This is a genomic window from Paenibacillus sp. MER 180 (genome assembly GCF_023713665.1).
Taxonomy (GTDB): Bacteria; Bacillota; Bacilli; order Paenibacillales; family Paenibacillaceae; genus Paenibacillus_B; species Paenibacillus_B suaedae.
On sequence record NZ_JAMAVT010000005.1, the window covers coordinates 222,629 to 236,705 of the forward strand.

Annotated in this window: 13 protein-coding genes and 3 riboswitches; of the genes, 8 read left to right on the forward strand and 5 right to left on the reverse strand. The window is 46.6% G+C overall.

The features are described 5' to 3' along the window. Positions 1–19 precede the first annotated feature (19 nt). From M3661_RS10385 to M3661_RS30725, 5 genes are all read left to right on the forward strand, one after another. The gene (locus M3661_RS10385; protein WP_251484441.1) at positions 20–991 is read left to right on the forward strand and encodes an aldo/keto reductase; all 972 of its coding nucleotides are present in this window, start codon (positions 20–22) and stop codon (positions 989–991) included. A 264-nt stretch (positions 992–1,255) separates the two neighbouring features. Then, positions 1,256–2,008 carry an MBL fold metallo-hydrolase gene (locus tag M3661_RS10390; RefSeq protein WP_065291191.1) on the forward strand — a complete coding sequence of 251 codons (753 nt, stop codon included), beginning with the start codon at positions 1,256–1,258 and terminating at the stop codon, positions 2,006–2,008. Between the two features lie 232 nt (positions 2,009–2,240). Next, positions 2,241–2,630, forward strand: coding sequence for a MerR family transcriptional regulator (locus tag M3661_RS10395; protein WP_251484443.1), 390 nt, complete (start codon positions 2,241–2,243; stop codon positions 2,628–2,630). 51 nt (positions 2,631–2,681) lie between these two features. Continuing rightward, positions 2,682–3,386, forward strand: coding sequence for a VOC family protein (locus tag M3661_RS10400; RefSeq protein WP_251484445.1), 705 nt, complete (start codon positions 2,682–2,684; stop codon positions 3,384–3,386). Between the two features lie 272 nt (positions 3,387–3,658). Continuing rightward, positions 3,659–3,838, forward strand: coding sequence for a DUF5316 family protein (locus M3661_RS30725; protein WP_397376509.1), 180 nt, complete (start codon positions 3,659–3,661; stop codon positions 3,836–3,838). 121 nt (positions 3,839–3,959) lie between these two features. Here M3661_RS30725 and M3661_RS10405 read toward each other — a convergent pair whose 3' ends face one another. The 3 genes from M3661_RS10405 to gcvH form a co-directional block, all read right to left on the reverse strand. Next, a complete protein-coding gene (locus M3661_RS10405) occupies positions 3,960–4,553 on the reverse strand; it encodes a GNAT family N-acetyltransferase (protein ID WP_065291195.1) in 594 nt (197 codons plus the stop codon). Further along, positions 4,513–5,346, reverse strand: a complete 834-nt coding sequence (murI, locus tag M3661_RS10410; RefSeq protein WP_251484448.1) for a glutamate racemase — start codon at positions 5,344–5,346, stop codon at positions 4,513–4,515. Before murI ends, M3661_RS10405 begins: the two co-directional genes overlap by 41 nt. A gap of 177 nt (positions 5,347–5,523) precedes the next feature. Beyond that, entirely contained in the window at positions 5,524–5,916 is a 393-nt protein-coding gene (gene gcvH / locus M3661_RS10415; protein ID WP_021255041.1) for a glycine cleavage system protein GcvH, read from the reverse strand. Between the two features lie 193 nt (positions 5,917–6,109). Further along, a riboswitch (glycine riboswitch) is annotated at positions 6,110–6,218 on the reverse strand. Between the two features lie 163 nt (positions 6,219–6,381). Further along, positions 6,382–6,476: riboswitch (glycine riboswitch) on the forward strand. Positions 6,477–6,479: 3 nt separating this feature from the next. Beyond that, positions 6,480–6,603, forward strand: a riboswitch (glycine riboswitch). A 101-nt stretch (positions 6,604–6,704) separates the two neighbouring features. On the opposite strand from gcvH, the gene gcvT reads away from it, so the two are divergent. From gcvT to gcvPB, 3 genes are read left to right on the forward strand one after another with little or no spacing between them, the layout of a single operon-like run. Further along, a complete protein-coding gene (gene gcvT / locus M3661_RS10420) occupies positions 6,705–7,832 on the forward strand; it encodes a glycine cleavage system aminomethyltransferase GcvT (protein ID WP_251484451.1) in 1,128 nt (375 codons plus the stop codon). Then, positions 7,829–9,184: an aminomethyl-transferring glycine dehydrogenase subunit GcvPA gene (gcvPA, locus tag M3661_RS10425; RefSeq protein WP_065291198.1), complete on the forward strand. Its 1,356-nt coding sequence runs from the start codon at positions 7,829–7,831 to the stop codon at positions 9,182–9,184. Before gcvT ends, gcvPA begins: the two co-directional genes overlap by 4 nt. Beyond that, the gene (gene gcvPB, locus M3661_RS10430; RefSeq protein ID WP_251484455.1) at positions 9,181–10,638 is read left to right on the forward strand and encodes an aminomethyl-transferring glycine dehydrogenase subunit GcvPB; all 1,458 of its coding nucleotides are present in this window, start codon (positions 9,181–9,183) and stop codon (positions 10,636–10,638) included. The genes gcvPA and gcvPB overlap by 4 nt, the downstream gene beginning before the upstream one ends. A gap of 136 nt (positions 10,639–10,774) precedes the next feature. Here the strand turns inward: gcvPB and M3661_RS10435 are convergent, their stop codons facing one another. Together M3661_RS10435 and M3661_RS10440 are read right to left on the reverse strand one after the other, a co-directional pair. Next, entirely contained in the window at positions 10,775–12,370 is a 1,596-nt protein-coding gene (locus M3661_RS10435) for a PASTA domain-containing protein (RefSeq protein WP_251484458.1), read from the reverse strand. A gap of 362 nt (positions 12,371–12,732) precedes the next feature. Next, entirely contained in the window at positions 12,733–13,866 is a 1,134-nt protein-coding gene (locus M3661_RS10440; protein WP_251484461.1) for an NAD(P)H-dependent flavin oxidoreductase, read from the reverse strand. Positions 13,867–14,077 lie beyond the last annotated feature (211 nt).

Genomic DNA, 14,077 nt, shown 5'->3' on the forward strand with positions numbered 1-14,077 from the left:
TACATTGGAGTGATTGCTTGTGACAACGTTACCATTGAATGAACGTGGAATTCCGGCAAGCCGCATCGTGCTTGGCTGCATGGGAATGGGCGGAAGCTGGGATAATGAGCCGTATACAAATGAACATGTGAAGCGTGCGGAAGCTGCTATTGAAGCGGCGCTTGAGATTGGCATCAACATGTTCGACCATGCGAATATTTACTCCCGCGGCAAAGCGGAGCAAGTATTTGGCGACGTGCTGAAAGCGCAACCAGGATTACGCGAGAAGATTATTATCCAATCCAAATGCGGCATTCGTTTCGCTGATGGTGATATTCCGGGAAGATATGATTTCTCCAAGTCTCACATCTTAGAGAGTGTCGACGGCATTCTTAGTCGTCTCGGTATTGAATACTTGGACATATTGCTGCTGCACCGTCCTGATCCTCTGATGGAACCGGAAGAAGTCGCTGAAGCTTTCAACCAATTGAAGCAATCCGGCAAAGTGCGTCATTTCGGCGTATCCAATATGAGTGCTGGTCAGATTCGACTTCTGCAATCATGCTTCAATGAACCGTTCGTTGCAAATCAGTTGGAAATGAGCTTAGCCCGCTATGGCTGGCTGGATGCAGGCGTGCACGTGAATCAAGCAGCTTCTGCTGACGATACCTTCCCAGATGGAACGCTCGAGTACTGCCGCATGAATGGCATTCAAATTCAATCTTGGGGACCGCTGGCGCAAGGCTTGTACTCTGGACGAAATCTTGACAATGAACCCGAATCGGTTCAAGCTACCGCTAAGCTTGTTCAGAAGCTAGCTTCTCAATACAACACAACTTGCGAAGCGATTGTACTTGCATGGCTAATGAGACATCCGACACATATTCAGCCCGTAATTGGTACTGTTAATCCAGAGCGGATCCGCGCTTGCAAGGATGCAACTTCCATTACATTGTCACGTGAAGAATGGTATTCCCTCTACGTCAGCACGAGAGGCCGTATGCTGCCTTAATCATCGTTGACACAGCGATATAGATGACTGAAACAAGCGGCATCCGGATGGATGCCGCTTTTCTTCTGTTGAATACGATTTTTTCGTTCAATATCGTAAATTCAAGATGATTCAATGTACATAATGATTCGATGTGCATATTGACAAATAATTATTTATGTGTTATGATTAAATATTTATCTATTGATATTAAATTCCATCCGTGATAAAACATACTATGCTAAGACGTAATGGCAAGCCTTACTCACGATGGAGGGATATACAATGATCGTTGCACCAGGAATCATGATGTTAGAGTTGGAATCTGAAGGCATCGGAGGACCAGTAGCACTTCATCCTACTCTAATATGGGATGAAGAGGATGCAATACTAATCGACACTGGGATGCCAGGGGATTGGATTCGAATCCAGCAGGCGATGCAAGAAGCAGGCGTGCCGCTAGATCGATTGCATGCTGTCCTGCTTACCCATCAAGACCTCGATCATATCGGGAGTCTGCCTGATGTGGTATCATCCAAGAACGGCAATCTCGAAGTGATAGCGCACCACGAAGACGCCCCCTACATAGAAGGCAAATATCCACTCATTAAGACAAGCCATGAAGCTATGGCGAAGCTTCTGCCGCTGCTGCCAGATGAACATCGTCCTAAGGTTCTGGCCATGTGCGATATGCATCCATCAGCGAACGTAACCCGATTAATTACGGATAATGAAGTTCTTCCTTACTGCGGCGGAATCCACATTATCCACACGCCTGGCCATACAGCAGGGCATGTCAGCGTCTATTTGGAACGCAGCCGTATCTTGATAGCCGGCGACGCGATGATAAGCGTCGATGGAATGCTGCAGGGTCCCGTCCCGCATGCAACACTGGACATGGACAGTGCAATTCACTCTCTCGACAAGCTGACCAAATATCCGATTGACACCGTCATCTGTTATCATGGCGGTCTGTCCGAACAGAACATACACCATCAGATCCTGCAACTATCACATTCGTCGATAACGAAGCCGTAATAAAGAGGGCAGCTAACCAACATCCTATTGTGGTTAGCTGCCCTCTTCTTTCCTTTTGACATCAGCACACCATACACTTTTCAATCGGATAATGTAAAAACCACCTCACTGGTTCCTACTCTTACATTTCCTGCTCGCTCATAGAAATATTGATTATTATGTATTGACCTTCACATCATGTCATCCTTTACACTATATTTGTGGCCGCATTATGAAGGAGTTGGTACCAACAATGCATATTCGTGAATTATCTAAGCTTACAGGAGTCAGTCTTCGTTCCCTGCGTTATTACGAGCAGAAGCATCTGCTGTCCCCCGCTCGTTCAGAGAATGGGTATCGCATATACGAAGACATCGATGTCCAGCGCGTTCAGCTGATCCAGTTATTCTTGAAGCTTGGAGTTAGCACTGATGAGATAGCACTCCTGATTCAGAACTGTGAAGGGTTGCCAGGGCGTAACAGCAATAACAGCAATAACAGCAATAACAGCAATAATAGCAATCATCAAGCTGAATGCGCTGCAGCATTTTATGAAGAACGACTTCAGGAGATAAGAGAACAGATTCAATTATTACGAGAAGCAGAGCTGCAACTAGAAAAACTAGTTACTCATTGGAAGTAACATATCACAGACAATTAATATTGTAATTTGAGAAGAAACGAGGGATTTCCTTTGCTGTTTTTGGATCATGTTACACTTGCAGTACCTAATTTGTCTCAGGCAGTCCATCTTATTCAAGAGACTACCGGCATTATATTTACGAAGCAAGTCATTCCGTTCCCAGGAACAATTGGGCAGGTTGCCTATTTAAGAGAGGGATTTATTGAACTCATCGCCTTAGAGGATTTAGAAGAAGCACAGAAGACGCCATTGGGCTCTGCATTCGCTGCATTTGCCTCTCAGCGTGCAGGGATTTTCGGAGTCGCATTAGAAGTAACAGGAGGTTTGCCTTCATTTATTGAACCTGCAAGAAGTCTAGGAATACCTTACATAGGACCTAACCATCAACTCGCTCCAGTAGAAGACGGAACCAGCATCTCTTTTCAGACAGCCTACATTGGACTACAAATGCCGTGGTTAATCGAGTACGAGCATTCGCGTGTCTGGCCTAGTTCATATACATTGACTGGAGTCGAAATTCAAACAACGAATATTGAAGAGGATCTATCTGTATATTCCAGCGCCTACCAGCTGCAATCATCCATTGCAACAGATTCCGGCAGCCTGGATCGGATATTCTTGCTTGATCGTGGTTGGCTATCACTTCGTCATACCGATACAAATGAAACATCAGGGTTTAACGCCGTTGTCTTGAAGAAGGATAGCGATACATTCCGTATTCTATGTACATCTCAGGGTGTACAAGTAACTTCGTAAGGATGCTGGCTTCATAAGCTCCCTATTATACCATCATAAATTCAATACTCGTTTTTTGATTGATTTTATTCGAATTTATTTTGATCTAACTTTCACATAGGTTGAATTTGGTGTATGATGGGTAATAGTGGAATTCAAGGAGGTATGATATGATCTTACGACGTCTTGCAATTGGGCTCGTTCTCATTGTACTTTCAGTATTGTATGTGTACATTTGGCAAAATGGAGATCTCCACTCCTTATTCAACATCAATTGCTAATTAGGTTTAGGGTTGTGGGTAGTTGGTTCCCTTTTCTCGGGTCTATTCCAGGATGATACGAAGCTTAAATTTAATATGGGTCACATTCCGGAAGAAGACCATCGAAGAAATATTAAATTTAGCGGTACGATGTTTTTAATTGGGCTGCCGTGTATTGTAACATCCATCATTATCTTTACTTTTGTCCTATAAGCGAGCGGCTTAATCATCATATAAGAAAGAGAGGATGTTAGCCCCATCTACTTGGTGGGCACATCCTCTCTTTGTATTATTGATACATAACTGTGAATTGAACGATTGAATAGCGGTATAACTACACATACACCTGGTGCAAATATTGCTCGAGCCTCTCCTTCACCTGTGGCCATTCCTCATCAACTATGCTGTACACATTCGAGTCGCGAATATACCCGTCTTCCATCACCCGATGTCGGCGCAATTTCCCTTCGTATACGGCTCCTAACCGCTGAATGGCGCGATTCGAGCGCTCATTGCGCACATCTGCCGTCAGCTGAACACGAATCGTATGCAGCTGTTCAAAGCAATATTGCAGCAGCAAATACTTGCACTCTGTATTGATGCGAGTACGCCATACAGAAGGATGATACCATGTGCCGCCAATCTCGGCATATCGATGCAAGGCAGACATATTCATTATTCTCGTTGCGCCAATAATTCGCTCTGTAAGCTGATCAATGACAACGAATGGATACTCAGTCCCCTTCTCGCGGTTCAGAACAGCATCATGAATCACTCGTTCTGCATCCGTAAGACTGCGGATGGTGCGCGGCAAGTAGTGCCAAATATCAGGATGAGATGCTGCTTCATATAAATCTTCCTTATGTTCAGGAAGCATCGGGATCAGCTTAGCACTGCTCCCCGTCAGCTCGAACAATTGATTGTTCATTCGTATCCATTCCCCCGAAGGTCTGATAGGTATAGAGTGCAGTCTGTAACTTGTCTATGTATTGCTGCTCATGACTTGAACACATAAATTGAATTGAAGGGCGAACTGACGTATCTGATGACTGCTTAAGCTGGTTTTCCTGCATTACTTGTGCTAGACGCTGCACGGTGCCATGGCTGCCGTCTATAAGCTGGATATGAGCAGGGATAATGTCTCTCAATATGTGCTTGTAATAGGGATAATGCGTACACCCTAACACAATTGTTCCATACTGATTCAAATCCAATCCAGCAAGCTTATGCACGAAGTAGTCTCCTATCACTCCCTTATCAAAGTTTAACTGCTCGCAATATTCTACCAATTCCGGCAAGGGAATCGAATCCACAATATGTTCTTCGTCAATTCGACTGATTAATGTATGGTATTTGTTCTGACTTAAGGTTAAAGCTGTCGCGAATACAAGCACACGCTTGCCATTGTCGCGGTTCATTTCCACGGCAGGCTTGACTGCTGGTTCCATCCCGATGATCGGAATGTCGTACTTCCGTCTTAGTTCAGACGCTGCGATGCTTGTCGCTGTATTGCACGCAATAACAAGCGCCTTAACATTGTGCTGCATGATGTCTTCCACAGCTGAATGTACATGGCGCATTACTTCAGATTGAGATTTCGTCCCATAAGGGACATGCAGCGTATCTGCATAGAATAAATATTGTTCATGCGGCATATGCTTCATAGCCTCAGCCAACACGGTTATTCCACCGATTCCAGAATCAAAAAAAGCGATTGTCATTCCATTCACCTAGCATTCTTATTAGCATTGCAACATCTAGTTGTCGATGCTTATATTGTACTCCTTTTCGGCGGTGAATCCTATCGAAATTTGTCAGAAAGCAAATGAAAAAACCTGCTGCACCAGCATGATACCGGTACAGCAGGTTCTTAGATTCTCAACCTATTGTTCCTTCAACTATTCATCTATCAGCTTCGTGTACTGCTCTGCATTCAGCAAGTGCTTCACAGCTTCCTCAACGCTGCCTTCTACTTCAACTTCTGCAATCCATCCATCTTCGTAGGGGCTGCTGTTCACAAGCTCTGGCGACGCTTCCAATCCATCATTGACCTTCGTAATTGTTCCGGATACCGGACAGTACAACTCAGATACGGTCTTCACCGATTCAATTGATCCCATGCTGTCCCCTGCGGACAAGCTGGTTCCTACTGGCGGAAATTCGATGAATACGATGTCTCCCAGCTGGGATTGTGCATGATCTGTAATGCCAACCCGTACCGTATTGCCTTCTATGGCAACTACCCATTCATGCTCTTCACTATACAACAATCCATTCTTCACTTCACTCATGTCAACGCCCCATTTCATTCATAATGTCATTCATCAGGCCGTCTATCCAATCGAGATCGTAAAAATGGACAGGAAGCGGCCTTGTCGCCTTGTTCTCTGTCCTCGGTACCTGAGAGTTCCCGTTCCTCCACAGCCACAACTGCGGTTGAACTTACCCCTTTGGCGGCATAGAAAATGCACTCTCCAGAGCTGCGTCAGAATGGCGGTTATGGAACCTGAGAGATTCATTGCCAATCGGCGGCTGGCAACTTGCTCCTTCGGTGTTGACAATCGCAATTGTCAAACTCTCCCGACCTTCCTCGTTCGCGAATTACGATTAAACTGGGTAATTATAACACCATTAGATTATTGCAAGATATGCATGATTGTCAATATGACAAGCTATGAAATCAGTTGTGAAGAAAATATCAATTGACAAAGTGTGGAAAGCTCAACTAATGTAGAGATGACAGCTGAAAATGGCGAATGATGGTAAAGGGAGAGACTGCTGAGACATAGCAGCGCCGAAGGAGTAAGCCTGAATGGGTGAATCTCTCAGGCAAAAGGACTTTTACCGGACGCACCTCTGGAGAGCACTGCTATTCATGAAAACGAATACAGTCACCCAAGGGGAAAGTCGATGGTAGACACGGAAACAAACAATTTGTTTGCGACAATCGGCGACACTCTCAGGTACAAAGGACAGAGCGAGAGAATGAGAGGATGCGATGCATCCACTTTTCTTTCGGCTGTCCTTTTTATGTTCGTATACCGATAATTAGTCCAAATACGCGTATCGAGGTGAATTCATGAGTCAATTGAAGAGAACGCCAATATTTGATCAATACTCTGCTTATCCGGGTGCACGCTGCATTGACTTCGGCGGCTGGGAGCTCCCTGTTCAATTTATCGGCATTCAGCGAGAGCATGAAGCAGTTCGTACACATGCAGGTCTATTCGATGTCTCCCATATGGGTGAATTTATCGTAAGCGGCCCTGCCTCCCTGACATTTCTTCAACAGATGACAACAAATGATGTATCGCGGCTCGAGGATGGCAAAGCACAATATACGCTGATGTGCTACCCTGATGGAGGAGTTGTCGATGATATTCTCATTTATCAGATGAAGAGCGACCGTTACATGCTCGTCGTTAATGCCTCCAACATCGATAAAGACTACGCATGGCTGCAGAAACACCTGATTCATGGCGTTACCTTGACCAATGTATCGAATCGCACAGCATTGCTTGCCCTTCAAGGGCCGAATGCCCAAGCTATTCTTGCTGCGGTAACTGAAGCACCTATTGATTCGCTCACACCATTCCATTTCCTATCAGATGCACAAGTCTGCGGCGTATCAACATTGCTGTCTCGCTCAGGCTATACCGGTGAAGATGGCTTCGAACTCTACTTGTCCGTAGAGGATGCAGCACACGTATGGAATGAACTGATTCGCGCGGGCGAACCGTTCGGCTTGCTCCCAGCAGGGCTTGGTGCTAGAGATACCTTGCGCTTCGAGGCACGTCTCCCCCTCTATGGACAAGAAATTACAGCCGATATCTCGCCGCTTGAGGCAGGACTAGCACGATTCGTCAAGCTGGATAAGGGCGACTTCATCGGCCGTGTAGCATTAACGAAGCAGAAGACCGATGGACCGGCACGAAAGCTGGTTGGCATTGAGATGATCGACAAAGGCATTCCTCGCTCCCATTATCCAGTGCTTGCAGATGGGCGCGTGATCGGAGAAGTTACAACAGGAACACAGTCGCCGACATTAAAGCGCAATCTAGGGCTGGCCTTGATTGAATCCGCATTCTCTGAATTGGATACAGAAATTCTTGTCGAAATTCGCGGCAAGCAGTTGAAAGCCCGCGTCGTCTCGACTCCATTTTATAAACGAATCCCGACCCCTGCCAAAGGAGCGAATCCATCATGAAGCATCGTTACATTCCAGTGACGGAACAAGATCAGGCTGACATGCTGCAGCAGATCGGCATCTCTTCCATTGACGAGCTATTCCGCGATATCCCAGCCTCCATTCGTTACAATGGAGTACTGCCAATGTCTGAACCATTAGATGAAGCAGCCATGATGAAGCATATGAAGGAATTGGCCTCCCGCAATGCTAACAGTGAGAGCCATACCAGCTTCCTTGGTGCTGGAATATACGATCATCATATCCCTGTAGTCATTCAGCATCTAGTCTCTAGATCAGAGTTCTATACAGCCTATACACCCTATCAACCTGAAATCAGTCAGGGTGAATTGCAAGCAATCTTTGAATTTCAATCCTATATATGCGAGTTGACTGGTATGGCTGTTGCCAATGCCAGCATGTATGATGGCGCTACTGCACTTGCAGAAGCTGGAGCACTGGCGGTTGGCGCAACGAAGCGCAAGCAGCTTGTCATCTCGAGCACTGTCCATCCAGAAGCGAGACAGATTGTTCGCACAATGGCTCGAGGACTTAATGTTGAAGTAGTCGAGATTGGATATCAAGACGGCGTGACTGACCTTGCTCAGCTGGAGCGTGCTGTCACGGACGAGACTGCTGCCGTACTGATTCAGTCCCCGAACTTCTTCGGATGCATTGAAGATGTGCGCGCCATTGAACCGATTGCACATGCAAATAAAGGCCTGCTCATCATGAGTACGAATCCACTGAGTCTTGCTATGTTGGAGAGCCCTGGCAAACTAGGTGTCGACGTATGTGTTGGAGATGCCCAGCCGCTTGGCATTGCAGCATCTTACGGCGGTCCTACATGCGGTTTCTTTGCCGTTGCAGAGCCCTATATGCGCCGCATCCCAGGCAGAATTGTCGGCTTGACCAAGGATCTGGATGGCAAGCGTGGATTTGTTCTTACACTCCAAGCGAGAGAACAGCATATTCGTCGCGAGAAGGCGACATCCAACATCTGCTCGAACCAAGCACTTCTTGCTCTTGCTGCTTCCGTCTATATGTCCGTCATGGGCAAGATGGGAATGCAAGAGGTATCGAAGCTCAATATACAGAAGTCTCATTATGCAGCTGCTTACATCAACAACAAGCCCAATCTTGGATTAGCGTTCCAAGCGCCTTATTTCAATGAATTCGTACTTCGTCTCCCGCAAGATACTGACATGGATCGATTGCAGTCTCTGCTCCTGGACAACGGATTCATTGGCGGCTTGGATCTTGGCCGCTTCTATCCTGAACTGGAAGGACATATGCTCATTGCGGTCACGGAGAAAAAATCCAAATCAGACATCGAACAATTTATTGACCTGCTGGAGGTGAGCTGCGTATGAAACCGGAACAAGCACTAATATTTGAATTGAGTCATCCTGGGCGTATTGCCTATTCCTTACCTGAATGTGATGTTCCAGAAATCGAGATTCAAGAGCTTATCCCAACTTCGATGCTGCGCAGTCAAGAGGCCGAGCTGCCTGAAGTGTATGAGGTTGATGTGATTCGACATTATACCGCCTTATCACGCCGCAACTTCGGCGTAGATAATGGTTTCTACCCACTCGGCTCTTGTACGATGAAATATAATCCGAAAATTAACGAGGATGCAGCAAGGCTGACAGGTCTCGCAGCAATCCATCCTTATCAACCTACAAGCACGGTGCAAGGGGCTCTAGAGCTGCTGTACACGCTGCAAGAGGATCTCGCTACCTTAACTGGTATGGATAAGGTCACGCTTCAGCCTGCGGCAGGCGCGCATGGAGAATGGACGGGGTTGATGATGATCCGTGCTTACCATGAGAGCCGCGGCGAGCAGCGGACGAAAGTAATCGTTCCTGATTCCTCTCATGGTACGAACCCCGCTAGTGCAACTGTAGCTGGCTTAGATACGATTACAATACCGTCTAACGAACAAGGATTCGTTGATCTGGAAGCACTCAGAGCCGCTGTTGGATCTGATACGGCAGCATTGATGCTCACGAACCCGAGCACGCTCGGATTGTTCGAAGAGCATATTGTCGAGATCGCGAGCATTGTTCATGAAGCTGGCGGATTGCTCTATTATGATGGCGCTAACTCCAATGCCATTATGGGCATTACGCGTCCTGGGGATATGGGCTTTGATGTTGTCCATTTGAATTTGCACAAGACGATGAGCACGCCTCATGGCGGCGGCGGCCCTGGTGCTGGCCCTGTTGGCGTGAAGAGCAAGCTGATTCCATTCCTCCCTTCCCCTACGGTGATGAAGCTTGAGGATGGTTCATATGAATTCGATCAAGGCTCTCCGCTGTCCATGGGACGAGTCAAGGCCTATAACGGTAACTTCGGTATCCTCTTGCGCGCCTATGTATATATTCGCACTTACGGTCCAGAAGGGCTGCGCCGTGTATCTGAATGCGCGGTACTGAATGCCAACTACATGATGCACCGTCTGGCGCCTTATTACGATATTCCATATCCAGGCGTGTGCAAGCATGAGTTTGTGATGTCAGGCAAAGGGTTGAAGCAGTACGGTGTGCGGACGCTGGATGTTGCCAAACGCCTTCTTGACTTCGGCTTCCATCCGCCAACCATCTACTTCCCGCTCAATGTCGAGGAATGTATGATGATCGAGCCTACGGAAACAGAGAGCAAGCAGACGCTGGATCGCTTCATCGATGTAATGATCCAGATCGCACAGGAAGCGAAGGAACAACCTGAACTGCTGCTGAATGCACCGCATTATACGGATGTGAAGCGACTAGATGAAACCCAAGCCGCGCGGAAGCCTGTATTGAACTGTGCTTGTAATTAATTAGTAATAAGCAGCAACATGCAAAATGCCCCGAGCGCCTACCGACAATTCGGTTACGGCACTCGGGGCATTTCATTATTGGACGAAATGTAACTTACCTTCAGTCCTTCAGTATTACAACTTTAGATTGCTTTAATTATTTCTTCGCTCGGCTAACATAGAATTTAATCTTGTCACCCTTCTTCGCAGCTCCACCAGCAGGAACCTCTTGCTTAAATACTTTCCCTGCTTCCTGTTCATCCGAGTTCTCGAGAACATACTCATATTTCAAGCCGCTTGCAAGAACCTGCTTCTCCGCTTCTTCCTTCGACAAGCCCACTAAGTTAGGAACAGCAATCTCACCAGAATTCGGCGGTTCCGTCGTTGTATTCGTGTTCGGATCCGGCTGCTGGCCATCAGGCTGCTGACCGTCTGGTGGCGTTGTCGTGTCTGACGTTGTCCCTGTCTGACCATCATGAGCGCCGTTATTCGTCGTTCCAGAATCTGTTGTATGATCGTCAGGTTTCTTCTCTGGCGTCGTAGGCGGAGTTACACTCGTATTGTTCGAGTTGGAATCCCTATTACGGTCACGGTCACGCTCAGTCGACTTCCGATCCGAATCATCCGATTTCTTCTCCGTCTCGCGTTCTTGAGAGGAATTATCATTGGATGAATTATTATTGTTATCCGTCGCTGGCGGCTCTGTTACGTTTGTAGAAGAGCCGGAGTCCTGTTGGCTTGCATCTGAATCCGTTCCCGGCTCTGTTGCTGGATTCTCAGTTGCAACCTGATCGGTAGACTCTGGAGCATCAGTAGATATCGCTGCATCATTTGCCTTCGACAAGGAGTTTGCCAACATGACTGCTCCGCCCAATACGCAAATAAATACAGCAGCACATGCAAGAATGAGTATCATTTTCTTGCGGCCCACATTCTCCGCGTTATCCGCTTCATAAGGTGCGGCTTCTTCTTCCTCCGCCTCTTCCTCAGCAGTGATGAGCAGCTCTGGATCCACTTTCGGAACGGGCGGCGTATAAATGCCCCCAATTGTCTTCACAGGGATGTTCGGCGAATCCATAATCTCGCGGAGCGTCAGCATGAAGGAAAACTGCGAGATTTCTCCTAAATAGACACTCTGTACGAGAGACAACAGCGCTTCCTTCTGACCTGGAGACAGTTCCTTCAATGCACCGGCCAAGCGCGACTCATACATTTCATAGTATTGAGGCACATTCAAATGCAGTGTGCTCAGCTGATACAGCAAGTAGCACAGTCCCAATGTACCGCAGCGCTCGGTCGGTGCCTCTGACCAATAGTTCATCACAAGAACTTGATGATCCTCCGTAATCCACAAGTTGTCGACAGATACGGAGAAGTTCGTAATATTCGATTCCAGCGCATCTTGAATCGCCTTACCAACTTCATATAACAAGGACAGCGTCTTGTTGGCACTCAGCGCGTGATGCTGTATGTACTTCGCCAGCGGCATTCCGTTATAGGAGGTGAACACCACGAAGAAATCACTGCCGGACGTCCCTGCATTCAGCATATGGAAGAATCGATTATTTGAAAAATGCGAGATTTGACCAAACGCTTTCTTGCATTGCTCAGCCTTATCCAGTCCCTTATTCTCTACCAAATATATAAATACATCTCTCTTAAGTGACAAATCTATGGCTTCATATAAAACTCCATCTGCCAAATGCAAAATTACCTTGCATAATTGATAACGTTCCCCAATGTAAGCACTCATATGTCTTGCTCCTCCGCGATTCATGCTTGGAAGCCCAACGCTGAACGTCGAGCTCTCCTAAGACATTATGAAGCAAATTATGATTTTTTGCAAAACTTGCATTAACGAAACATTGTGCAGCTATTTGCCAATTCCTTAAACTATCGCCTACATAGCTTAATCTGGCTCATTTTCGCAAATTTTTCAGATTATTTTCTTCCATCATTTTCATTAACGATTCATCAACATTTCGTCATCAATTTATCGTGATTTATTCGTTGTCTAGTCGTTGCTGAATCATTGATTTGACATCGTTTCATCATCGTTCGTCATTGTTCGTCATTGTTTAATCATCATTGTATCACCATCGGTCGCTCTCAATTTTACATTTGCAACGTCTTCACTACATCTCTCCATTGCTTGATCAACTGCTCCATCTTGTCATGTGCCCCTTGAACTTCCCCCATTCGTGCTGCTTGCCCTGCCCATAATGACATATATTGAGGATTATTGGTTCGAGCAGCCGACTGTCTAACGCCTCTCGTAAGTTCATTCATAATTGGATAAGCAGGTATGGAATCGTGATAAGTCTCTAGCCTGCGAATGAGATCATTCCGTATTCCTCTTGCAGGCTTGCCTGAGATTGTCCTCGTAATGACCGTACTGCATTCGTCAGATGCGCGAATGGCCGCTTGATAAGCGGGATGTGCCCCACTCTCCTTGCACAGCAGGAAAGCACTCCCTAACTGTGCTGCTTGTGCTCCAAGGGCCATGACCGCCGCTATCCCGCGTCCATCCATTATACCGCCGGCAGCAATGACGGGAACCGATACCTGATCAGCAATAAGAGGAACTAACGCCAATGTGCCGATTAGAGCTGAATAGGGGTCTCCTGCAAATGTTCCGCGATGCCCGCCTGCCTCACTGCCTTGAGCCACGATCATATCGATACCTGCAGCTTCAAGCTGTTTCGCCTCGGCAACATGTGTTGCTGTTCCTATTAAGAGGATGCCAGCTTCTCTCAATTGACGAATATAGTTCTCATCGAGAATTCCGAATGTAAAGCTGAGAATCGGAACGTTCTCTTCAAGAATGACTTGAATCTGGTTATGAAAAGTTAGCCGATAAGCTGACTCATCAAAGCAGTATGTCACTTTGCTTCTATCTTTGCTTCTACCCTCGCTGATTTCTTGACCTTGCTGATTCAGATGTCTATCGATATTCTGCAAATCTTCCATCACTGCATCCGATATATGCTGATCAATCCCGGCTGGTTCTGGTATGAATAGATTTACTGCAAAGGGCTTGCTCGTAAGCTGTTTGATTGCCCGAATTGCTTTTCGCATCTGTTCAGGCTGCATGTATCCCGCTCCCAGCGTCCCGAGCCCTCCAGCGCTCGATACAGCCGCTACAAGTTCAGGTGTGGTTGCTCCCCCTGCCATCCCTGCTTGAATAATTGGGTATTGGATGCCTAATCGATGGATTATCGTATTAGTCTTATTCAATCTATCACTCACGATTCAATCTTCCCTTCTGCACCAAGGATTTGAACATCGATCATGCTATTTTCGTACATGTACGAGATCGCCTCGTTCCACACTCCTACCCTTCGACGAAAGAGATGGAATTTCCTGTATAATGACCACTTTCACTTGTTCTGACTCCGTGCATAATTGATGCATTGACATAATGTGTTTCCCATCAGTGTCATCGTGCGTACAATGTCTA

What these genes read in the sequence shown, in the direction of transcription:
- M3661_RS10390 (WP_065291191.1), top strand. Translation starts at nt 1,256, where the DNA reads ATGATCGTTGCACCAGGAATCATGATGTTAGAGTTGGAATCTGAAGGC.
- M3661_RS10395 (WP_251484443.1), top strand. Translation starts at nt 2,241, where the DNA reads ATGCATATTCGTGAATTATCTAAGCTTACAGGAGTCAGTCTTCGTTCC.
- M3661_RS10405 (WP_065291195.1), bottom strand. Translation starts at nt 4,553, where the DNA reads ATGAACAATCAATTGTTCGAGCTGACGGGGAGCAGTGCTAAGCTGATC.
- murI (WP_251484448.1), bottom strand. Translation starts at nt 5,346, where the DNA reads ATGACAATCGCTTTTTTTGATTCTGGAATCGGTGGAATAACCGTGTTG.
- gcvH (WP_021255041.1), bottom strand. Translation starts at nt 5,916, where the DNA reads ATGAGTGAAGTGAAGAATGGATTGTTGTATAGTGAAGAGCATGAATGG.
- gcvT (WP_251484451.1), top strand. Translation starts at nt 6,705, where the DNA reads ATGAGTCAATTGAAGAGAACGCCAATATTTGATCAATACTCTGCTTAT.
- gcvPA (WP_065291198.1), top strand. Translation starts at nt 7,829, where the DNA reads ATGAAGCATCGTTACATTCCAGTGACGGAACAAGATCAGGCTGACATG.
- gcvPB (WP_251484455.1), top strand. Translation starts at nt 9,181, where the DNA reads ATGAAACCGGAACAAGCACTAATATTTGAATTGAGTCATCCTGGGCGT.
- M3661_RS10435 (WP_251484458.1), bottom strand. Translation starts at nt 12,370, where the DNA reads ATGAGTGCTTACATTGGGGAACGTTATCAATTATGCAAGGTAATTTTG.